The sequence below is a fragment of the Methanosarcina sp. genome (assembly GCF_028693135.1).
Taxonomy (GTDB): Archaea; Halobacteriota; Methanosarcinia; order Methanosarcinales; family Methanosarcinaceae; genus Methanosarcina.
In genome coordinates this window covers 1-21,510 of sequence record NZ_JAQUVZ010000025.1, presented here as the reverse complement: position 1 = coordinate 21,510, position 21,510 = coordinate 1, and the positions used below count along the sequence as shown (strand labels likewise).

Genomic DNA, 21,510 nt, shown 5'->3' with positions numbered 1-21,510 from the left:
CTTTTTGCTCTGAAGGAGAAGGAATAAATGCGTTTCATAGAACATTTTATCAAAAGTATTCGTCAGGCTTCTGTATACAATTCAGATGTACAAGTAGCTCCTGCCTGCATCCTATGGCCGGACAGCGACAAGCAGTGGGAGGCTGTGATACCCCACCTGCAGAATGAGCTGCCTGAGCTCTTTGTCCTTGGCGATTACGATCCGGAAAAGCGAACAGGACCCGCTATCTGGCTGCGCTGTGTGATCGCAGGCAAAGCTGATGACGTTAATCTGCAGAGTGACAAGATTCCTATTTTCTACATGCCAGGCTTCAGCCGCCAGGACCTGCGGGCTGTGGAAAGCTGTCCTGACCAGCTAAAGCCCATGGCTGCACTCCAGTATCTTGGAGTGATCTGGTCGCAGGTCAATGCCAAGGACTGGACCATCCTCGCGTTCCTCAAATCTGACCAGGGAGGCCTGGGCTTGGATGTCGCTCTGGACAACGACACCAAGAATGCCATGCAAATGGCGCTTAATCCCCTGCTGGATGAAGAGGTAGAACTTCTCAAAGGTAAACGGTTGGACAAGGACCACTTTAATACCCTGCTTACCGGGGGTGACCCCGTCCGTGATCTTCTTCAATGGCTCGATCATGAGGAGACCTTCCACGCTGAACATGGCAAAAACGAATGGAAAGCTTTCGTGGATATTTGCAAGTCCCAGTTCGCCTTTAATCCGGAAAAGGATGGAATTCTTATTGGAGCATCTAAACTGGCTTATCATGAAGGGCCCTGGAATCCGGTATGGGACCGGTATAGGGAAGCTCCAAAACGTTATCCAAATATACCTGTCCAAATCCGCAGATGCAAACCCCCTACTGGGACACTCCAATGGTATGCAAGGGAAAGCAAATTTGATGGTTGGCCACAGTGGAATGAAAACAATGAAGACAAACTTCGCATAGCTCTGGGCACTCTATCGGGTTTACCACCTCACGAGGTCCGTAAAAAGCTTTCAGAGTTTGAAAATGAGCATAAATCAAGGCGCATTATGGTGTGGGCTGAGCTGAGTGAAGCCCCGCTTGCACTTGCTATGGAATACCTCTCCGTTCTTGCTTCCTCCACAACCACCCCTCTAGCTGCAGGCACCATTGAGGACCTTATGGCCGGCTACATGAATGCCGGTTGGAAAGCAGATGATGCCGTGATGAAAACTCTTGCCTGCGTGGAAAGTGAGGAAGATTTCGAGGTGGTCAAGAAGGTGATTCAGTCCATCTATACCCCATGGGCAGAAGACTCCGCCAGATACCTTCAAAAGGTTGTGGAAAAATCCGGGTATCCGGGTGGTAGTGCATCTAGCTGCAAAACGCCTCATTACAAAGATGGAGAATGCGTCCTTTTTGTGGATGGGCTTCGATTTGATACAGCTAAAAGGCTTGTGGAGATGCTTACTTCTCAAGGATATAAGGTGGACGAAAAAACAGCATGGGCAGCTCTCCCCAGCATTACAGCAACCGGTAAGCCTGCTGTGACTCCGGTGAAGGATAAGATAAAAGGTGAAGATACCAACACCGACTTTGAGCCCTGTGTTGCTGAAACGGGTCAGTCTCTCAAAGGTGGTTACCATCTGAAAAAGTTGTTAACCGATGCCGGGTGGGAAATTCTTGAGCGGTCATCGAATGGTAATGGGAATAGCCATGCCTGGTGCGAATTCGGCAATATCGATCATGAAGGTCACGACAGGGGCTGGAAACTCTCCAAACACCTTGAGAACATGCTAAGTGAGATTCAGGACAGGATAATCCGCCTTCTTGAAAATGGATGGAAGAATGTTCGTATAGTCACCGATCACGGATGGCTCCTGCTTCCAGGTGGCTTGCCGAAGACCGATTTACCCAGTGTACTGGCAGATAGCAAATGGGGCCGCTGTGCCTCAATCAAACCCGGTGCCACAACAAGCGAGCGGCTCTATCCCTGGTACTGGAACACCAATCAATATTTCGCTCTGGCGGATGGCATTAGTTGCTTCCGCAATAATATGGAATATGCCCACGGTGGCCTGAGCCTTCAGGAATGCCTGACATTGGAGCTAAACGTTTCATCTGGAATATCCAAGGCTTCAGCTGTTTCCGTGGAATTTACGGACATCGTTTGGAATGGATTACGTTGCTATGTCACAGTTGATGGTGAATTCTCCGACTTACGACTTGATATTCGCACGCAGCCAGGAGATTCATCTTCCAGTGTAATTTTGAGCGTAAAGCCGTTGAAAGATAACGGAACAGCTTCTGTAGTCGTTGAAAAAGAAGAACTGGAAGGAGTCAGTGCAACCATCGTTTTACTCAATTCTAATGGTGAGCTTGTGGCCCAAACTGATACAGTCATCGGTGGAGGTAAAGAATGAACGAATTGGATCAGATAGACAGGCTGGCAGCCTCATCTCTTGATGGATATCTGGTCCGGAAAGACCTTGTACGGACTTTTAGCCGTCAATTCCCAGTACCTACCTATGTCGTGGAGTTCCTTCTGGGGCGTTACTGTGCGAGCATCGATAATGATGAGATTGAGGAGGGACTTGAGATCGTCCAGCGTCAGCTCAATTCTCGAACCGTAAGGGCCGGAGAAGAAGAGCTTTTCAAGTCCAGAGCAAGGGAAAATGGTGAAGTGAAGATCATCGATCTCATCACTGCCCGCCTGGACGCAAAAACTGACTCCTATGTAGCAACACTCCCTAGCCTTCAGCTAACAGATGCCCGGATCAGTGCTGAGCTGGTAAGTGAACACGAAAGGATGCTAACTGGAGGGTTCTACGCCGAGATTTCTCTCAAATATGATGCAGCTATTGCCCAGGAAAGCAAGGGACGGCCTTTCGGAGTTGAGAGCCTTCGAGAGATTCAGTTATCTAAAAGAGATGTCCTGAACTTTATGGCTGAGGCCAGGAAAAAATTCTCCACCGAAGACTGGAAAGTTTTTTTACTTCGAAGTATAGGTATTGAACCAGCTACTCTTTCTGAAAGAGCCAGGAACGCAGTCCTGCTAAGGATGGTACCTTTCGTAGAACGCAACTATAACCTTGTGGAATTAGGACCTCGCGGCACCGGAAAAAGTCATCTATTCCAGCAAGTTTCACCTTATGCTCATCTGATCTCAGGCGGAAAAGCCACAGTAGCAAGGATGTTTGTGAATAACTCCAACGGTCAGCGTGGACTTGTCTGCCAGTATGATGTAGTCTGTTTTGATGAAATTTCTGGCATCACCTTCGATCAGAAGGATGGTGTCAATATCATGAAAGGATACATGGAATCCGGTGAGTTCAGCCGGGGCAAGGAGAGTATCCGTGCCGATGGAAGCATGGTCTTGGTCGGTAATTTTGAGGTAGATGTTGAGCACCAACAACGCGTTAGCCATCTCTTTGGTCCCATGCCTCCGGAAATCCGAGATGATACTGCCTTCATGGATCGTATTCATGCTTATCTGCCAGGATGGGATGTGCCCAAGATCAACAAGGAATTGCTCACTGATCACTTTGGTCTGGTCAGCGATTTCCTTTCGGAGTGTTGGAGCCAACTTCGCAATCAGAGCCGAGTGTCTCTGCTCCAGAACCGTGTGTTCTATGGAGGTGCACTCAGCGGTCGTGACACTAATGCAGTGAATAAGACAGTTAGCGGGCTTTTGAAACTTCTCTATCCCGGAGGCGACACAGACATTCCTGAAGAAGAACTTGAATGGGCTGTTCGGATTGCAATGGAATCCAGACGCCGTGTTAAAGAGCAGCAAAAGAGGATCGGTGCAGCAGAGTTCCGGAACACTCATTTCAGCTATGTCCTGGGAGCAGATGGAATCGAAAAGTTCGTTTCTACACCTGAGCTTCAGAGCGAAAATAGCATTGGTGGAGATCCTTTGGAACCAGGACAGGTTTGGGCTCTCAGTCCTGGCAGTATCGACGAACACCCTGGGCTGTACCGTATCGAAGTAAATGAGGGTCCAGGATCAGGTGTTAAAATCCTCAACAAACCGGTTCCACCAGCTTTTCGTGAGAGTGTGAACTATGCTGAACAGAACCTCTACTCCCGATTTATGCAACTGGTGGGAGATAAAGATCCACGCCATCATGAATTTACAGTCCAGTTACGCGCTTTTGACGTCTCAAAATCTGGGGCAAAGCTTGGAATGGCGTCTTTGGTTGCTCTCTGTACATCCTTGTTAAGAAGGAGCGTTCGTGGCGGCTTGATCATCACCGGTGAGGTTGCTTTGGGAGGTTCCATTGAGCCTATCCATAACCCTGTGACTATTGCAGAGATTGCTGTAGAAAAAGGTGCAACTGCCCTGCTTATGCCCGTGTCTTGTCGTCGTCAGCTTTTCGACCTCTCCGATGACATGGCAACCAAAATTGATATTCAGTTTTACTCGGATGTTCGAGATGCTTTAGTGAAAGCTATGGTAGATTGATTTGAGGTCTGTGTATGCAAAGCAACAACAAAAAAGATGGAGATTCCTCGGAACAGACTCATGCTCATGAATACATAAGGGAAGAAATCGCACGCAAACTCGGATTAGATCCAGACAATTTCCCTGAGAAGAAAATTTCAGTGGGTGACTCTTATGTAGTCGTCACAGGTTTTTCAAGAGATCCCAATATCATTTGTGAAGCCTCAGCACGGATCGGTGAGACGAAAGCAGCACAGACTCATAAAATAATGAACAACGCTCTCAAAATGCTTTTTCTTGAACAACATTTAGGGGGGTCATTTAAGAAAATACTGGCTTTTGTTGATAAGGAAGCTGCACGTAAATTTACTGGCAATGGCTGGCATGGAGCATGTTTAAAGAGGTTTGGTATTGAGACCATGGTAGTAGATGTGCCTGAGTCGATAAAGCAAGATATTTTGCAGGCTCAAAAGAGGCAGTACAGGTAAGGTACGGTCAACAAAAGTTGTAAGTTATTTTTCCAAGCAATTATTAAGAATTAAAACAGGGAGAACCTTAGTCTGTACCACACTGAAGTAAACGAATTTTCGGCATCAGGTGTCATAATTTTCAATAGATTGGTTCCTCTTACCTTCCGTGAAAACATTCGATATATATAACAAACTCTCTATACTCGATTTTTGCTCAAATCACGATGGAATGGATTGGAGTTTTGCGGTCAAAAACCAAGTCGTTCTTAGCTACTTTACGTTTTTCAGGTTTTCTGGTTTAAAAAGCGCTGCAGAAGCTGTTTCATTTTATTTCTCAGAAAGGTTAACAAACTTCAATGTAAATTCACCATCCGAGGTGATGAAATATATCTTTTCCTTTTTGCTTTTCTCCCTGAACTCCTCTCCAATAAGCTTCCATCTAAGAAGATCTTTGGTCATGGAGTTAAAAACACCGTCTTTCAGTTCCCTTTTAGCTTTTCCTGTATCTCTTATAGGAATATATTGCTTTGAAAGCTCTCGGAATAACTCTTTTCTTGGCATAGTACCCGATTTTTGCTTGCTGAGAATCTCAAGTATCCTAACTCTGTTAGGGTTAGTCTGGAAGTCGTGTATATGCACCTTGGGAATTGCAATTGTTTTTGCTTTACTTTCCATGTCTACGTGATATGGGATTGCCTCTATCCACAAGGCCATCATGAAAAGTCCGATTGAAAGTGCTTTTGTACCCCCGGATACATTGAAATAGTACTGAGCATCGCTCTTCTTTTTGTAAATATTGAAAACAACATCCCTTATATAATCAAGGGTATCTTCCTCGATGACTATCTCGTGTACCCCATTTTTTACAAAGGGGGAAGCTATTGTTTTCAATTGTTTTATTGATTCTCTGATCTTTCTTCGGGTTTCCTGGATTTTAGGGTAATCTGAATCTTCATAAACCCTTTTTTCAACGATCACATAAACTTCTGTAGCAGGTGAAATATTATTGACAGCTATGGGAAATGTATTGTGTATATTTTCTCCTGCACTCATTATGTGTATTTTGTGTCCTTCAGTCATAGCTGATTTCCTTTAAGAGTCTCGTTGTCAAATAATGCTCTATTAATTCATAAATACATCTATTAAATAACAGGAAAATCTAAAAAATAATTAAGTTTATAGAAACTAATTTTTTGTTGATGAAGAATACAAAAATCAAATCCGTAAACTGGCACCTAATATCGGTTTGCAATTACTCCTGTCGTTTCTGTTTTGCAAAAAACCTGGGGGAATGTCATCTTCCGTTCCAGGAAGGAAAAAAAGTTATATCGAAACTCAAGGATGCGGGAATGGAAAAAATCAATTTTGCAGGAGGTGAACCTCTACTGCATCCCAGACTACTGGACTATTGCTCATACGCTAAAAGCCTTGGTATGACGGTTTCCATAACAACTAACGGTTATCTCTTGAGTGGGAAAATTATCGATAAAATGGATGGACTTGTTGATTGGATTGGTCTGTCGGTTGATTCTGGAAGTGACGTTATTGAAGAAAAGTTATGCAGAGGATACGGTGATCACGTGACCCATTGCATCGAAATTGCCGATAAAATTCATGAAGCAGGCATTCATTTAAAAGTAAACACCACAGTAACCCGCCTGACATACCTTGAGAACATGCGCCCAATCATCCGCAATTTAAATCCGGAAAGGTGGAAAGTCTTCCAGATGCTCCATCTTCGGGGTGAGAATGATGACGCTCTAGCTGATTTATCAATATCAAATGAACAGTTCGAATATTTTGTAGATAGGCATAGACTTTTCAGGCTTGAAAATGGAGATGCCCCGGTTTTTGAATCCGCCGACGACATGGAGAATTCGTATTTCATAGTGACGCCGGCTGGAAATGTTATAATTAATGAAGGAAGAGTTATTTCTAAATACTGTCTTGACGAAGTACTTAATAAAGGAATTCAGAATATTGTAAATGTTGATAAATACGAGCGGCGTGGTGGACTGTATAATTGGGCAAATTGATCGCATTTGATTGACTTCATTATAGGGGAAATCTACTATGCATATCACTGAAGATGCAATGAAATTCTTTCTCTATGAAACCCATCTATTACAAAAAAGTATTACATTCGCTGATATTATCCGGGAAAAAAGTGATGAAGAAAAAAAGGCTCTTAACCTTGAAAATAACTTAAATGAATTGTTTCTGTTCAGGATGCAAAGAGACCCGGGATTCCAGCAGTTCGTCCTTGAATCCATCTCTCAAGATAAAGAGTTAATTAAGAAAATCCAAAAATACATAACAAAATTATTTTGTGACTTTACATGCAGTAACGCCACTTTCTACACAGGCGTTGAAGAAATTGACATAATTGAGAATCAGGAATTAGAAGAGATTATCGCTAACCAGGTGGAATACTACAAGAAAGATTTTACTACTTTTATTACAGCCATAGACAATTCCAATAGCATAAAATTTTACCAGTACCTCTACAAGCAGGCGGTCAGCATTCAGGACGATGTTGCAGTAACTGCAATTCGGACAATAATCCATTTCATAGAGGCATATCATGCTTTTGGGAAAATGCCATTTATAGAGGCTACTGACCACATCCGAAAATCGTTTAATAGAAAACGTGATCAAGAATCCCAATACTATATTTATCGCCATCTGAGATACTCGGATTACTATGTAAATCCTGAGAGAAAAGAATATGAAATGTCCTTACTAAGATGTGTTTCCTTTCAAAAAGACACTCGAGATATTATCGCTACTAATTTTGAGGTTGATGCACCCGCTTTTCCCTGGATGGAGAAATCTGAGTTTTTACTACTAGATTCTAATAAAAAACATGAATCTATACAGTACATTAGGTTCACTAACGCTGCTCTCTTTATTGTAGCTGAATTTTGGTTTGGGGCAAAAGAGGAGCAGGAAAAGCTTGCAATTCTAAACAAAGAATACACATTTGAGATTGATGAAAATAATCTTTCTTCCCTTTCCATCGAAGAAATTGATGCATCTGCAAATGTACTGTGTGATGGGGGTTATTTTAGTGATGCATTCATACTTTTTAATCACTGCTTTAATCGTGTAAAATCGGATATCGATCGATTTTTCTTTCTTGATGACATGGCATACTGTTGCAAAAATATGGAAAACTATCAGGAGGCAAAAGGGTGGTATGAAGCTGCGTATGAAATTATTTCTCAATATATTGACAATAACAACTCTATCTTCCAACCCTCCTTACATGTAAGGAAAACTAAGTTTTCAACGCAATATCTTACCCTCCTTGTAAAAAAGTACATTGCAGAAATGGATTACCATCTCGGGCATGAAATTGAAGCAAATAAACGCATGAAGGAGGTTTTAAAGGACCTTAAATTGCTAAACAATAATGAAAAAACTAAACTTCTCCTCGAAATCTCCATAGGATATCATAATACATTTAATCCAAATGAAGAGTACGAGATTCTCAATGAAATTTTAGGTAGGAGGGACATCAATTCTCTACTTTGGGATCATATACATAAAAGACTGACTTTCTTAGAAAAATGTGTCAATACAGCAGGAGAATATAATATTGAGATATTGAAAAAGGAAGCTCAATTAGAAAAAATACCTTTCATATTATCAAAATTTGAACCTTTACTCAATTCATTCCAGTTCACGCGGGCCTTAGAGATAATCAAAAAGTTTGTTTTTTTAAACTGTAATGAAGGTACATCTGAAGACCTACCTATATTCCTTGCAAGGGCTCATTTTGAAACTCAAGACTTTGATAAGGCAAGGATGTATTTTGAATCATATCAGAGAAAGTACCAGCAAAAAGATAAATTTGTTCGATCTACTGCCGGCTATCTTGGGATATGTTTGATTTTGGAGGGAAATGACGACGAAGGAATAAAATCACTAAGAGATGAAATTTCTTCATTTCCTTTAATTTTTAAGGATGAAGAACTGGGAAGAACAATCGGCACATTACTCAATAATGTTGTTTCCGAACTATTTTGGATTAAAAAAGAAGAAATTGTAAAAATACTCGATGATTTAACCCCTGAAATAGAGAAGTATCTTCCGATTGAAGAATCTACATATTATGCAGTGTCGGCATATGTTTCAATACGTTGGTTTGAAAAAGCAATTGAGGCTGTTGACAGATTAATAAATGAAAAAAATTTCGATGAAAACAATCGAGCTCTATTTACCTCCAGAAAAGGGGACTTATATTCTGATGCATGTGACTTTGATGCCGCAATCTCATGTTATCAGAAGGCAGAGAAATCATATTACTATTCTCTACCTACACTTGAACGTGCTATGCTTATGCACAGAATGGCTGATGCTTATATTGAAAAAATGAACCTTATAGAAGCAAGGAAATGTTTAGAAATAGCCTTCAAAATTGCTCCGGAAAACACCGAGGTAAAAAAATTAAAAATTGACCTAGGAATCTTTCTTGACGAACATCTCAGCCTCGAAAGTGTGAAGTGTCGTCCTGCAAGACTCTCACTAAAGACTGCAGAAAGGGAAGCTCTTGACCTCTACAGGAGTATTAACGAAGAGGAAGAGTTCGACTTTTCTCCACCTCTTGGCTATTACGCAAAAGGATTGGAAATATTGCTCAATGAAGAGGTCTGGACTGATGTTAGGTCCAATGTATTTGATGAATTTTCTACAGATGAATACTACGGAATCCCAAAAGCGTACTATTCGGATCTCCCATATTATTTGAAAACTGGCCAACTAACCAAGAACTCTAAAAGGCAAAAGTCAGTTCCTCTCGGCACATGGGAAAGATTTGATATTTATGGGATTAATGGACACCCCGTCATAGACTCTGTGAATAAGCACATTAAGGAAAAAGTAGGGAAAAAATATAAAGTTATAAAGGCGGCATGTGCCTTTTTAGCTCCTTATCGAAATAAGGTATTCCATAAAGAAGTCAAGGGCAAAAAAGAGGTGATTGAACTTAGACATGAAGCCGTTAGTCATCTGAATGCAGTGATTGAACTCATCTACGGTTCCGAAAATATGGAGGAATTTAACAAGACATTTAAAGAGAAACATGGAGATATTGCACTATTTGAGGAGGCAATGGAATATGTCACTAAGGGGAAAGATGATGAGGCTTTTGATTTATTAAGTGAGGCATTAAAGATCGATCCAAAAAATAATGATGCTTTAGTTGGAAAAGCTCAGATACTTATCAGAAAAAAGGAATTTGACAAAGCTGAACAGTGCATTGATTCTGCTCTATCTATCGATGAAAATGATTACGATGCTTTCCATGAGAAAGGAGTTCTCTATTTTGAACAAGGGAGATATGATGGGGCAATTAAAGACCTCCAGGACGCTATTCGTATCAAGCCTGACCATGAATATGCATGGCTAAATCTTGGATGTGCATTCATGGGAATGTATGATCACTCAATGGCACTTCAATGCTTTAAAAAAGTCTTCGAGTTAAATCCAGACAATGAACATGTCAAAAAAGAATTTGATAATTGCAATAATGCAGTTCAGCATGCAAAAAAATCGTTACCAGATATAGAAGAAAAAATCAAATTGAATAAAAATGATGGTGTGTTACATTTCGCAAAGGGTTTAATGCTTTTTATGCTAGGGAATTATTCTAAGGCGCTGGAATCCTTTAATACTTCTATTGACCTTGGAAAAAATGACGCTGGAGTGTACCTGTTCAAAGGCCAATCACTTATGAGGCTAAATAGATATGATGAGGCTGATGAAGCGATCGAAAAATACAATAAACTAAGTGAATCTGCAAGTGGAAATAATTAAATTCGTCATGGGGGGTTTTCTCGAAAATTGCCACTATTAAGAGCCTATCCAAAAAGTCAGTAATGCATATTATAAAGTTACAATGATAGCGTCGGAAAAGTCTGAAATCTATAACTTATCGCACACAGTCATTGAAATTTAAATTAATAAATCGGCATCATGCGAAATTATTAAATTTATGTACAATGATCAAATTGGGCAAATTTTAGGAAATTACGGACTTTTCCGACGCTATCTACAATACACCACATAATAAATTCAAACTTCCTGCCGACTCCCCTCCAGTAACTTCCCATGCGAGGGATGGCACGTAAACACCAGTATCTGCTTTTTCTCCGCAACCTGTTTCAGCAATTCAGCTGCGTTCTTTTGCCTTTCGGGATCCATATCGACAAGTGGATCGTCCATTATCATGAAACCGCCATCTCCCAGGAAATGCTCTGCCATTGAGACTCTCAGAGCCAGGGACAGGACATCCTTGGTTCCTGCAGAAAGCAGGTCATAGGTAAGGAGTTCTCCGTCGTCGCGGACAAAGCCTTCAGGAAGGCAGTCGTCCATCTCGATCCTGTTGTAGCGGTTGCTGGTCATCAGGGATACATATTCTTCCATGTCTTTTCTCAGATCACCGAATGTATCAGAATCCATATCCTCAGAGAGTTGTGAAGTGACCTGCATTACCCTTTCAATAGCTTTGCCTTTTCTGAGGACCGCCTGGAATTTATCTTCGGCTTCTTTCAGGAGGACCTGGAGTTCCTCGGAGGATATGTCGGGTTTTTCCATTCCGGCTCTACTTTCCCGCAATTGGTTCCTGGTTTCTGTTTTGGATTTGAGATTGACTTTCGTCTTTTGATATTCCTGAAGAAACTCATCAGGATCATCGATTCCTTCCGGCAGGGGGGCAAGCTTCTTGATCTTCTTGTCGACCTCTTTATTTTCAGCCATCTTTTCTACAAGTTTTTCCATTAAACTTTCTTTACTTTCATGAGCTGAAACGTAACCCGCGATCTTTTGCTTATGTTCTTTTAATTTCTCAGTATGGTTTCTGGAACTGTTCTGGAAACTTGATCTTTCTTCCACAATTGTGGCTATATCCCTGGTCGCTACTTCCGGACCGAGCTGTTTTATCTTTTGTTCAAGTCCCTCGTATGTATCTTCGCCCAGTTCTCCTTTCAGGTTGGATTTTGCAGAATTGACCGCATTCAAATGTTCCTGATAGATTCCATTGGCAGTTATTGCCTCCTTCAGTGAAGGTACATCGTACTTTTGGAGCAGAGCAGCATTTTCCTGCACAGCTGAATCGTATTCTGCTATTACTTCTTCGACATTGCTGTCGCCTGAAGTAACTTCAATATTCCAATCTGTATGCTCAAGTCTGAGCCTTCCTCCGGCTTCGAACTGGACAGATTCATTTTCTGCAATTGTTTGGGATGACGGGGCTTCCAGGTCTTTCCGGACAGATATCTCCATGCCTTTTTTAGCCTCAAATTTGATAGCAAGCTTTCCGGCATCCATTCTGGCTTTAAGGCGGTCCAGTTTATTGTGGGCTTCCCTGATCTTTTCAAGCTCTTCTGAGGTCAGCTTCTTTACAGATTCAAGCTTTTCCTTTGCTTCGTCGAAGACTTTTTTCTTCTCTTGCACCCGGGCAAATTTCTGGATCAGATCTTTGTTTTCCTGTTGAGACCTGGCAATCTTCTCTTCTTCCTGAACTGCGGTTAATTTTTTCTGGATCTCGATCAGTTCACTTTCAAGGACTTTTATATTATTTTCAACAGCAGGCCAGTCTTTGGCAACTTCATTTAACCTGTCAATTTCCATTTAAAGAGCGCTTTGTTTCGCCTCCTGGGTTTGCCGCTCTTTTATACCATCCACGATAGGCTCATTCTTTTCCACAAAGCTCTGCATCCTGGAAATGGCTTTATCATGATCTGCTATCTCTTTATTGATTCTGTCGAGTTCCTGCTCAAAGATGCGGGCTTCTTCTAATTCAACCCTTACGGCTTCCTTTGTGTAGAATGCATTCAGTATCTGTCCGACACCTCGTTTGTAGGGGTTATTGATGCCTCTTTTTTTATCCTCTGGACAATTTAATTCACCATTCCATCTGGCAAAATAGTTATTTTGCAGCTCATTAATATCAGCGTTGAACTTATCGATACGGACTCCATCGGTCTCCAGCATTGACTTTCTAACAATGTCCCCAAGGGAGTAAATCGTATCTTCATCTTTGGCAAGCTCGTCAAGGGTTCTTGAAAGGCCGGACTGGTAGGTCATAAGGACCGATCTGTATGTGCCTTCCCTGGCACGGAGCATCGGTTCCAGCATCTCCGCAATAGTATCCTCTTTTGTGACCAGACCACCATTTGGTAACGTTAATTCGGAAGAGTTAGTGTTGCCCCACATCTTTTTAAGAGTATATTTGTTCCCCTCATTTTCAAACTCCAGTTCTACCTTTACAGTATCTCCGCCCCCAAGAGGTAGCCACCTTTCGATTTCTTTTTCAAAATCTTTTTTCTTAAGTTTTGAGGGAGTAAAAAGGACTTTCTGGATCGCATTAAAAATAGTAGATTTCCCTGTCTCGTTTGGTCCCTCTATGACATTAACCCCATCATTGAACTCGAGCTTTTTGTTGGCAAGACAGCCAAACGGGCTCAATGTTATTTTTGTAATTTTCATTTTCTCACCTTACAGATTAGTTCATATGCCGTTTGCAGAGCTTCCCAGTTGTCCTCATCTTCTGCAAGTGTTGAAAGTAGCCTGTGGGGAAATGACCCTTCTGTGAAATTCTTATCAATGAAATCCTGGTCGATCATTTCAGCTACATCATCGTCATCGATGATAGGATGGAATATTTCCGGAAGGAAATCATCTACCTGAGAGAGCTTTTCATATTCTTCGATCGCCAGGCTTCCCTTGAGTTTTAGCTTGAGCAGTGTGTTCCCGTAATTTCCTTTCAGCGAAGCTTTTATCAACTGCTCGAGGTCACAGGAAGGTCCAAGTTCAATTTCCTCATGCAAAAATCGATATTTTCCGGTGGAAAGTGCCGTGGGATGTATTCTTTTCGAATCATCCAGTTCCAAGATCCAGGCTTTTCCTTCGTGGCTGCAGTCAAAACCGTCAGGTTCAGGTGTTCCGGAATAGAATATCCTGTCCATGCTTCCCGGATTTTCAGGGTACTGGATATGAGTATGGCCCAGAAGCCAGATGTCCATCCCCATATTCTCAAGCTCTTCATGGGTCATGGGGAAATAATTGCTATCAGGGTCAGGAGATACGCCATCAAGGCTGCCGTGGGCGATCCCGATGTGATACTTCGAATCATCCTCGATTTTATTCTCTTTGATCCACCCAACACAATTCTCCTTTGAGTGCTTTGCATAACAGGGCGCAGGATAAAGAATTCCATCGATATTGTAATGGTCTAAATTTTCAGCACTGTTTTCTGTGAGAACTTTTACATTGTCCCCGGTGTTCTCCTCAAAGATATTCCATAGATCATTAGTTCCTGTGGTTATAAAGTCGTGATTTCCAGGAAGCACAGCAACAAGCTTTCCATGAAAATCTCCAAGCATTTGAGCAGCCCGAATTATATCTTTATTGTCAACATAGACACGATCAAAGAGATCACCAGCTACAGCAAAAAGGTCACACCTTTCTTCATTCGCTTTATCTACAAGATTTTGCAAAGCTGTGAATCTTGCTTCAGTTAACATAGACTGTACATCTGGATATCCAGAAAACTTCATACCAAGATGAAGATCCGATGTATGGAATATCTTTAGTGACATGTTTCCTCATTCCGTCTTATTAAACATACATCTTTTTAAAATAAATAAGTATGTTTGTATTGAGGTTTATAGTATATTTCACTTTTTGCAGTAATTTTTTTATACTGAACTTTCTGGTTGTTTTTGTTTTTGTTCTTCCTTTTTCTGGAGTAAATTTTTCTTAGGGGAATAATATCTGGCAGGGAATGCCTTATTTTTCTATACCCAGATCCATAAGCTTGCGGCAGGTTTCAAGGTATTCCATGAATAGACTGTACAGCATTTCATTCTGGAAAACAAGCTTCAGGTCGTTGTCCCTTCGGTCCTTGTAACTGAATTCCCCTCAAATAGCAACAGAATTGAGCTTTATCAGGCTGCATGTTACTGCAAGAGAAAATATCAGATAGACCAAATCAGGTCGACCAACTGTTTTGCCGTGCATTCATTTGCCTCGACAGGGGAAGGGTACTCGAAATTCATTCTTCAAGAAATGAAAAGCGCCTCCTTGAGAGGAAAAAGCGAGTTATTGGGAATCATTTTGATTTATCATGTATGCAATCCTGTAAAGAAAGTCACACTTCCTTTGACTCCTTTTCAGTAACTTCTAAATACATCGAACTATCCGAATCAATGAACTTTTTAATTCTCCAGTTGTTGTCCTTCAAGATCTCTTTCATTTTGGTCTTTACACTAAGAGGTAACCAGACCATGGAGCCGCATAGCTCCCGTACCTTAGTATTGGATTCTCTAAAAAATAGAACTCAATAAGAATATTGTAATAAATACAATAAGTAAACAAATGAATTTTGTGGTTAGCAGAGGTATAAAAAAGGCTCATGAATTCTATTATTAAATAATCAGCCCCCTTCAACTGGCGAAAGTTTTTTTAAGTATGGCTGTATATTTAGTAATATGGATTATGAGAGCAATGAACGGGTTAAGAACGATAGTTCAGCTTTGATTGTTTTTATAACTATAATTGCAGTGGCTGTCAGCCTTCTAGGGATAATGGTATCCATGAAGTAACTTTGGTGGCCTATTTTCCGCAGACATGTCTAAAAAACGACTCTTTTTATTTATTATTAATTGAGCTGGAAATGGCAGCTCAAATGTGTTGCTGACTCTATCATATATGTGCTGATATGCACTTACACACGGTTATTGTTATATTCTGTGAGATTTGGATCATATGTTAACCAGTTTCAAACCAAATGCATATTTATATAATTTATGGGAAACACCATCAGTAAAATGTCTCAAAATCTAATGCCGACCTGCCGAGAGTAAACTCAATTACTCAAAAACGAGAGTTAAAAAAACAAATTTTGATTTATGGGATAAGTTCAACAATAAATTGTGTGGCATCCACACCTATATCTACCTTTTTCCTTTTTTTCTATACCTGAGGGGAAAGTTAAGCACTAAAAAACGTACCATATTAAAAACATATTTAAAACAAAGTGATACCAGCAAAAAAACAAGCCATTTTTTAACAATCTTTATCATGTGGACTATTAATTATAAATACTATTTTTTTCTCTATACTACTCTACAGGATAGCTACACATAAAAATAATAAATTAAAGATAACTTCGTTAGATCATAAATTACAGATCATGAAATTCCAAATGTATCCCCTGTTAAAAGTAATGCGTTAAGTTTCAAAAATAACTTTTGTTAGGATATGTTCAACACATGTCAACTACCCCTGAGCTAAATACTCAGGGGTTTCCTGCTGAGGGTTTATGAAATCCTGTTGTGAGTTCAGATTATATGGCGCATGAACTGCGTTAACTGAAAACTTGATTCGCTGGAAAAAATAGAGGTAGTTTAGGGAGTCAACTACCCCTGAGCTAAAACTCAGGGGCTTGTCTAACAAGCCCTAGTTGACCAGATCACCGATCAGGAGAACGGAAAATCGGTAAACGATAGGAAAGAATACATAGTTACCCTTGAATGTCGCCTCAGTTTAAGGCTCTAAGGATGCCGGTTAAACAGTCCTGAGAGGTAGGGACAGTGCTTGCATCGTTAAACCTTTCCATATCAGATCGAGAGGAGGACGGATTCCTGAATTGACTGGTTCCAGCTACGCTGTAACACTCCAACTTCACGAAGTTGAAGTCCTTCCATCTACGCTGTAACACTCCAACTTCACGAAGTTGGAGTCCACAATTCGGATACGCATAACTCTTCGGAGGAAAACTATATGTTAGTTTTCGTAATTAATCAAAACAAAAAACCACTGATGCCCTGTAAACCTTCAAAAGCCAGAAAGCTACTGCAAGCAGGCAAGGCAAAAGTTGTTAGAAATACGCCATTCACAATCAAGTTACTTTTCGGAAGCAGTGGCTATACTCAACCTGTAACTGCAGGGATGGATACCGGCTCTAAGGTAGTGGGCTGTGCAGCCATTGCTAACGGAAAAGTGTTGTATCAGTCCGAAATCTACCTGAGAGAAAACGTTTCAAAAAAGATGGAACAACGGAAGATGTACCGGAGAACCAGAAGAGGTCGAAAAACAAGATACAGACCCGCAAGATTTGATAACCGGGGAAATTCAAAGAAAGAAGGAAGATTGGCTCCTTCTATTCGAAGCAAACTTGAAGCTCATTTCCGAGAAAAGATATTTGTGGAATCCCTGCTTCCTGTAATCAAGTGGAAGGTAGAACTTGCTTCCTTTGATATTCACAAAATAACAAATCCGGAGGTTTCCGGGGTTGGGTATCAGGAAGGGGACCTTAAAGGCTTCTACAATGTCAAAGCTTACGTTCTGGACCGGGACGGCTACACATGCCAGCATTGCATGGGAAAGTCAAAGGATTCCCGGCTGCATTGCCATCACATCGTTTTCAGGTCACAGAAGGGGACAGATACACCGGAAAACCTGATTACGCTCTGTGAAACCTGTCACAAAGCCCTGCACAATGGAGAATTCAAACTTTCAGGGAAAAAGTCAAAAACAAAAAATGCAACTGAAATCGGGATCATCAAATCCCAAATCCGGAAATCTGACTGGAATTTTGCAGAGACTTTCGGGTACGAAACCAAGTACAGGAGAGAGCAGATATTGAAGTTGATAAAAACACATTACTTTGATGCTGTTGCTATTTGTTGCAGGGACGATCAGAAAGTAGAGGTAGAAAAGTCTGTTTTTCTAAAAAGAAACGTTAGCAAGGGGGATTACCAGCAAAGGACAGGAAAAAGATCCGAAAAGAAAATACCTACCGGGAAACTGTTCAACCTGAGAAAATTCGATCTTGTAAAAACGAGTAAGGGAATGGGGTTTGTCAAAGGCAAAAGGTCTTCCGGATTCTTTGCTATTTCGGATATGTTTGGAAACAAAATATCAGATAGTGTTAACGTGAAGAAAATTTGTGAACGATTGAAGGCCAGGACAACAACACTAATTCAACAGAGCAGGATGGGAAAGTTTACGCATTCCTCCCCTGAGCTAAAGACTCAGGGGTTTCCTGCTGAGGGTTTATGAAGAAACATGATGTAATTGTTGTCGGAGCTGGCGTAAGCGGGCTTCTGGCTGCGCTGACACTTTCCAAGCATGGAAAGAAAGTCCTTGTTCTTGAGAAAGAACGGTATCTTGGGGGAAACTGCAACAGCTACATGGTAGACGGGTATCAGGTGGATACTGGAGCACATGCAATAACTCATCTGATTGAAGGTCCCCTCCCGAGGCTGATTGATAATTACTTTGATTTCCTGCCTGTATTTGAGGAATACGGGCACTACTATGTCCGGACTGAAAATACTTTTACCAAAGTCCCTTCGAACCTTAAGGACTTCGTGACTTTTGATGTGCTTCCGAGGAAGGACAGGCTAATCCTTTCACAGGCCCTTACGAAAGCCCTTACCCTTTCAACTTTCGGAGTAGATCTTTCGGACCAGTCAGTTTATGAGTTCCTTCCAAAAAATCTTTGCAAAGACACCTATGACTTTGTGGATACAATCTCAGGTTTTCTTTCTGGCAAGTCAATGAGAGAGACCTCTGCCCAGCGTATTCTTTCTGGCAGCAGTTTTGTCAGGGACAGCATTACGCAGGAGCAGTTTGATGCCATGATCGGAAAGATCGAGCCAAAAAAACGCCAGTCCGCCGAGTCCATTCTATCTTCGATCCTTCCATACCATCTACATGCTTCTCTGCAGGCCCGCATGGATAGAGTTGCCCGGCCTTTCACATCCCTTGAGAGGCTTGCTACAAACAAGGTAAACTATTCCCAGGGATATCCAAGAAAAGGTTTGAAAGCTCTGCTGAATGCCATCCTGTATTCTCTTCCGGAAACAGTAGAAATAAAAAAGGAGTGCGAAGTAAAAAGCATCCTGGTGCAGGATGGAAAAATCGCGGGTGTGGAAGCTGATGAAATCTATCCAGCCGATCTTGTTATCTATACAGGCTTTGCAACCGAGCTCCCAGGGCTTGTAAAGGAACTACCACCGGCTTATAAAGAAGAACTTAAAGGAATCGTGCATACTAAAAGCTTGACCATCTGGCTTGGCTTGAAGGAAGAACTTCCTGAGTTCAACTATACAGGCTCTGAGATCTGGTTTAAAGACTTTGCATACTGGGCAATGCCCATCAGCAACTATGATCCTTCCCTTGCTCCAAAAGACCGGCAATTGGTAGGGTTTTCCTTTGTAATAGACAAGGATAAGACTGAAGAGCATGAGCTCAAAAAAGCCTATGCCACTATTTCCCGTGCCATTCCAAATATCGAGAAACACATCGATATGCAGCATGAACAGATTATGGTCCCCGAAAAAGCCGCAGTCACAATTAACGGAAAATTTGCGGATATCCGGACTCCTGTCAAAAATCTCTACATCGCAGGCACGGATACGGACAAACGCAGCATGGGAATTACCAGGGCATCTTACTCGATAATTGAGCTTTTAAAAATCCTCAATGAGGATGGAAATCTCCATTAAACATTAAATTCAAAAATCTAAATTCTCTTTTTCTTTTTCTTTTTGTTTCTTTTTCTTTTTTATTCTCTTTTCATTTTTTTATTTCCTTTTTTACTTATTTACTCTTTTTACCCTCTCTTATTTCTTAATTCATCTTGTCTGATTTCAGCAAAACTTATACAGGCAGCCAGCCTCTAATTATGTAAAAAAGAACTGAAAAGAACTTCCGGATCAAGACGAAATAAAGAATAAATTTAATCTCATAATTCCGGTATCTGGTGATTGGTAATATGCCTTCTGAAAATGTGCCTGAAAAGGGCTCGATTTCTGGTTTTGAGCCTCCCTGGTTTTATGCAACTGAAGAAAGCAGCCTGAAAGAAGGAAAGCTTCTGCACGTTGAACCCGGGGGAAGAAATGTGCTTCTCCTTAAGGCGGAAGGGCAGATCCATGCTTTCTCAAACCTCTGTCCTCATGCCCGATGCCCTATGGATACAGGCAGGCTGGAAGAGTTCACCCTCACGTGTATCTGTCACGGCAGAAGATTTGATGTAAGGACAGGGAAATGCCTGAACGATTCACTGGAACTGAAGCGGTATGAATGGAAACTTGAGGGAGATAAAATCGGGGTAAAAATTGAAGAATAAATCGTAAACCTGATCTTTTCACCTCTGAATTCATGGTTTGCTAAATGAGTAGTGTATGATTTTCGGGCAGGAGGGAACAAAATTAGTAGCATTTCAGGGAATAAGGGGACTTTGAGCCTTGCATTCGGGCTGATCAGTGTAATTTTTTCTATTTCATTCTGGTTCGGAATAGGGAACCTGTTTCTTACATCCTTTGCAATACCCTTTGCTCTTGCAGGCATCATCCTCGCCAGATCCCGCCTGAAACAGGGTCAGGACGCGACCGCAAAGGCAGGACTTACAGTAAGCGTGTTTGGTTTTTTGCTAAACATTGCAGCATTCATTTTGTTTATTTCCTTATTCAGGTGAGGCAGAGGTAATCAAATTTTATTATTATCTTTTTCGTTGCAAAATATTTCTATTTTTTTACGGATTTTTTGCCCGGGTTCCAAAAAACTCTCAACCAAATTTTATATATATTTGGACCTTAAATCTCGCATCCATTAAGGGATAAATATATATACCCATACAGAAAACGATTTATAGAAAATTATATATGCAATAAATAGGTAAATAGATTCCGTCAGCAGGCAAATGAAGAAGATCTCATTACCGGACAAAAAACAATAAAACAGAAAGAAGTGATGATGGGATGACAAATACCGAGATTTTTGATAAGTTACGTGATGCGATCGTAAACCAGAACATCGCAGGCACTGCACAATTAGCCAGGGAAGCCCTCGACGCAGGAATTCCAGCTATTGACATTATTACACAGGGCCTGTCCCTCGGGATGAAGATTGTCGGGGACAAGTTTGAAGCCGCCGAGATTTTCCTGCCCCAGATTATGATGTCTGCAAAAGCAATGAACAATGCAATGGAAGTCCTTACCCCTGAACTTGCAAAAACAAGGAAAGAAGGAGAAGAAACAGGACTTGCAATCACCTTTGTTGCAGAAGGAGACATCCACGACATAGGACATCGCCTTGTCACCACCATGCTCGGAGCAAACGGATTTGAGATCCTTGACCTCGGAGTAGATGTCCTTAATGAAACCGTTGTTGAAGAAGCTGCTAAGCACAAAGGGCAAAAGGTTCTCCTTGTAGGCTCAGCCCTCATGACCACCTCGATGCTCGGCCAGAAAGACCTCATGGACAGGCTCAGGGAAGAAAACCTCAAGGACAGCGTAAAGTGCATGTTCGGAGGAGCTCCAGTATCCAAAAAGTGGATCGAGGAAATCGGAGCAGACGCAACTGCAGAAAATGCTGCAGAAGCTGCAAAAGTTGCACTTGATGTTATGAAATAATCCTGAGGAGGCCGAAGAACATGACATTCACAAAATCATTCGATTGCTACGAATTTTACGACAGGGCAAAAGTAGGGGAAAAGTGCACCCAGGACGACTGGGACCTTATGAAGATCCCCATGAAGGCAATGGAGCTCAAGCAGAAGTACGGGCTTGACTTCAAGGGAGAGTTTGTCCCGACAGACAAGGACATGATGGGAAACC

At 41.4% G+C, this 21,510-nt stretch carries 16 protein-coding genes; 11 read left to right on the top strand and 5 right to left on the bottom strand.

The features are described from left to right. Window positions 1-27: 27 nt before the first annotated feature. The 3 genes from pglZ to PHF18_RS11590 are packed head-to-tail and all read left to right on the top strand — an operon-like array spanning window position 28 to window position 4,894. Window positions 28-2,382: a BREX-1 system phosphatase PglZ type B gene (gene pglZ / locus PHF18_RS11600; RefSeq protein ID WP_300102916.1), complete on the top strand. Its 2,355-nt coding sequence runs from the start codon at window positions 28-30 to the stop codon at window positions 2,380-2,382. After that, complete coding sequence (brxL, locus tag PHF18_RS11595; protein WP_300102914.1) at window positions 2,379-4,427, top strand: BREX system Lon protease-like protein BrxL; 2,049 nt, start codon at window positions 2,379-2,381, stop codon at window positions 4,425-4,427. Before pglZ ends, brxL begins: the two co-directional genes overlap by 4 nt. A gap of 14 nt (window positions 4,428-4,441) precedes the next feature. Continuing rightward, a complete protein-coding gene (locus PHF18_RS11590) occupies window positions 4,442-4,894 on the top strand; it encodes a hypothetical protein (RefSeq protein WP_300102912.1) in 453 nt (150 codons plus the stop codon). A 309-nt stretch (window positions 4,895-5,203) separates the two neighbouring features. On the opposite strand, the gene PHF18_RS11585 is transcribed toward PHF18_RS11590, so the two are convergent. Further along, on the bottom strand, window positions 5,204-5,956 hold the full coding sequence (locus PHF18_RS11585) for a DUF6293 family protein (protein ID WP_300102910.1): 753 nt from the start codon (window positions 5,954-5,956) through the stop codon (window positions 5,204-5,206). Between the two features lie 119 nt (window positions 5,957-6,075). On the opposite strand from PHF18_RS11585, the gene PHF18_RS11580 reads away from it, so the two are divergent. Next, window positions 6,076-6,912 (top strand): viperin family antiviral radical SAM protein, encoded by an 837-nt coding sequence (locus PHF18_RS11580; RefSeq protein ID WP_300102908.1) that lies wholly within the window; start codon window positions 6,076-6,078, stop codon window positions 6,910-6,912. 37 nt (window positions 6,913-6,949) lie between these two features. Continuing rightward, entirely contained in the window at window positions 6,950-10,696 is a 3,747-nt protein-coding gene (locus PHF18_RS11575) for a tetratricopeptide repeat protein (protein ID WP_300102906.1), read from the top strand. A 258-nt stretch (window positions 10,697-10,954) separates the two neighbouring features. On the opposite strand, the gene PHF18_RS11570 is transcribed toward PHF18_RS11575, so the two are convergent. From PHF18_RS11570 to PHF18_RS11555, 4 genes are all read right to left on the bottom strand, one after another. Next, a complete protein-coding gene (locus PHF18_RS11570) occupies window positions 10,955-12,511 on the bottom strand; it encodes a hypothetical protein (RefSeq protein WP_300102903.1) in 1,557 nt (518 codons plus the stop codon). Further along, complete coding sequence (locus tag PHF18_RS11565; RefSeq protein ID WP_300102900.1) at window positions 12,512-13,369, bottom strand: AAA family ATPase; 858 nt, start codon at window positions 13,367-13,369, stop codon at window positions 12,512-12,514. After that, a complete protein-coding gene (locus PHF18_RS11560) occupies window positions 13,366-14,481 on the bottom strand; it encodes a DNA repair exonuclease (protein WP_300102897.1) in 1,116 nt (371 codons plus the stop codon). The genes PHF18_RS11565 and PHF18_RS11560 overlap by 4 nt, the downstream gene beginning before the upstream one ends. A 551-nt stretch (window positions 14,482-15,032) precedes the next feature. After that, window positions 15,033-15,170: a hypothetical protein gene (locus PHF18_RS11555; RefSeq protein ID WP_300102894.1), complete on the bottom strand. Its 138-nt coding sequence runs from the start codon at window positions 15,168-15,170 to the stop codon at window positions 15,033-15,035. A gap of 1,496 nt (window positions 15,171-16,666) precedes the next feature. On the opposite strand from PHF18_RS11555, the gene iscB reads away from it, so the two are divergent. The 6 genes from iscB to PHF18_RS11525 all read left to right on the top strand — a co-directional run. After that, window positions 16,667-17,947 carry an RNA-guided endonuclease IscB gene (gene iscB, locus PHF18_RS11550; protein ID WP_300102891.1) on the top strand — a complete coding sequence of 427 codons (1,281 nt, stop codon included), beginning with the start codon at window positions 16,667-16,669 and terminating at the stop codon, window positions 17,945-17,947. Next, entirely contained in the window at window positions 17,944-19,398 is a 1,455-nt protein-coding gene (locus tag PHF18_RS11545) for an NAD(P)/FAD-dependent oxidoreductase (RefSeq protein ID WP_300102888.1), read from the top strand. Before iscB ends, PHF18_RS11545 begins: the two co-directional genes overlap by 4 nt. Window positions 19,399-19,667: 269 nt before the next feature. Continuing rightward, window positions 19,668-20,021, top strand: a complete 354-nt coding sequence (locus PHF18_RS11540; RefSeq protein WP_300102885.1) for a Rieske (2Fe-2S) protein — start codon at window positions 19,668-19,670, stop codon at window positions 20,019-20,021. A 111-nt stretch (window positions 20,022-20,132) separates the two neighbouring features. Next, window positions 20,133-20,369 carry a hypothetical protein gene (locus tag PHF18_RS11535; RefSeq protein ID WP_300102882.1) on the top strand — a complete coding sequence of 79 codons (237 nt, stop codon included), beginning with the start codon at window positions 20,133-20,135 and terminating at the stop codon, window positions 20,367-20,369. Between the two features lie 283 nt (window positions 20,370-20,652). Continuing rightward, the gene (locus tag PHF18_RS11530) at window positions 20,653-21,306 is read left to right on the top strand and encodes a methyltransferase cognate corrinoid protein (protein WP_300102879.1); all 654 of its coding nucleotides are present in this window, start codon (window positions 20,653-20,655) and stop codon (window positions 21,304-21,306) included. 20 nt (window positions 21,307-21,326) lie between these two features. After that, the coding region (locus PHF18_RS11525; protein ID WP_300102876.1) for a monomethylamine:corrinoid methyltransferase at window positions 21,327-21,510 on the top strand (184 nt) is incomplete at its 3' end.

Bases quoted from the DNA above. Each gene is read 5' to 3' on its own strand.
- pglZ (WP_300102916.1), top strand. From the start codon at position 28: ATGCGTTTCATAGAACATTTTATCAAAAGTATTCGTCAGGCTTCTGTA.
- brxL (WP_300102914.1), top strand. From the start codon at position 2,379: ATGAACGAATTGGATCAGATAGACAGGCTGGCAGCCTCATCTCTTGAT.
- PHF18_RS11590 (WP_300102912.1), top strand. From the start codon at position 4,442: ATGCAAAGCAACAACAAAAAAGATGGAGATTCCTCGGAACAGACTCAT.
- PHF18_RS11585 (WP_300102910.1), bottom strand. From the start codon at position 5,956: ATGACTGAAGGACACAAAATACACATAATGAGTGCAGGAGAAAATATA.
- PHF18_RS11580 (WP_300102908.1), top strand. From the start codon at position 6,076: ATGAAGAATACAAAAATCAAATCCGTAAACTGGCACCTAATATCGGTT.
- PHF18_RS11575 (WP_300102906.1), top strand. From the start codon at position 6,950: ATGCATATCACTGAAGATGCAATGAAATTCTTTCTCTATGAAACCCAT.
- PHF18_RS11570 (WP_300102903.1), bottom strand. From the start codon at position 12,511: ATGGAAATTGACAGGTTAAATGAAGTTGCCAAAGACTGGCCTGCTGTT.
- PHF18_RS11565 (WP_300102900.1), bottom strand. From the start codon at position 13,369: ATGAAAATTACAAAAATAACATTGAGCCCGTTTGGCTGTCTTGCCAAC.
- PHF18_RS11560 (WP_300102897.1), bottom strand. From the start codon at position 14,481: ATGTCACTAAAGATATTCCATACATCGGATCTTCATCTTGGTATGAAG.
- PHF18_RS11555 (WP_300102894.1), bottom strand. From the start codon at position 15,170: ATGGTCTGGTTACCTCTTAGTGTAAAGACCAAAATGAAAGAGATCTTG.
- iscB (WP_300102891.1), top strand. From the start codon at position 16,667: ATGTTAGTTTTCGTAATTAATCAAAACAAAAAACCACTGATGCCCTGT.
- PHF18_RS11545 (WP_300102888.1), top strand. From the start codon at position 17,944: ATGAAGAAACATGATGTAATTGTTGTCGGAGCTGGCGTAAGCGGGCTT.
- PHF18_RS11540 (WP_300102885.1), top strand. From the start codon at position 19,668: ATGCCTTCTGAAAATGTGCCTGAAAAGGGCTCGATTTCTGGTTTTGAG.
- PHF18_RS11530 (WP_300102879.1), top strand. From the start codon at position 20,653: ATGACAAATACCGAGATTTTTGATAAGTTACGTGATGCGATCGTAAAC.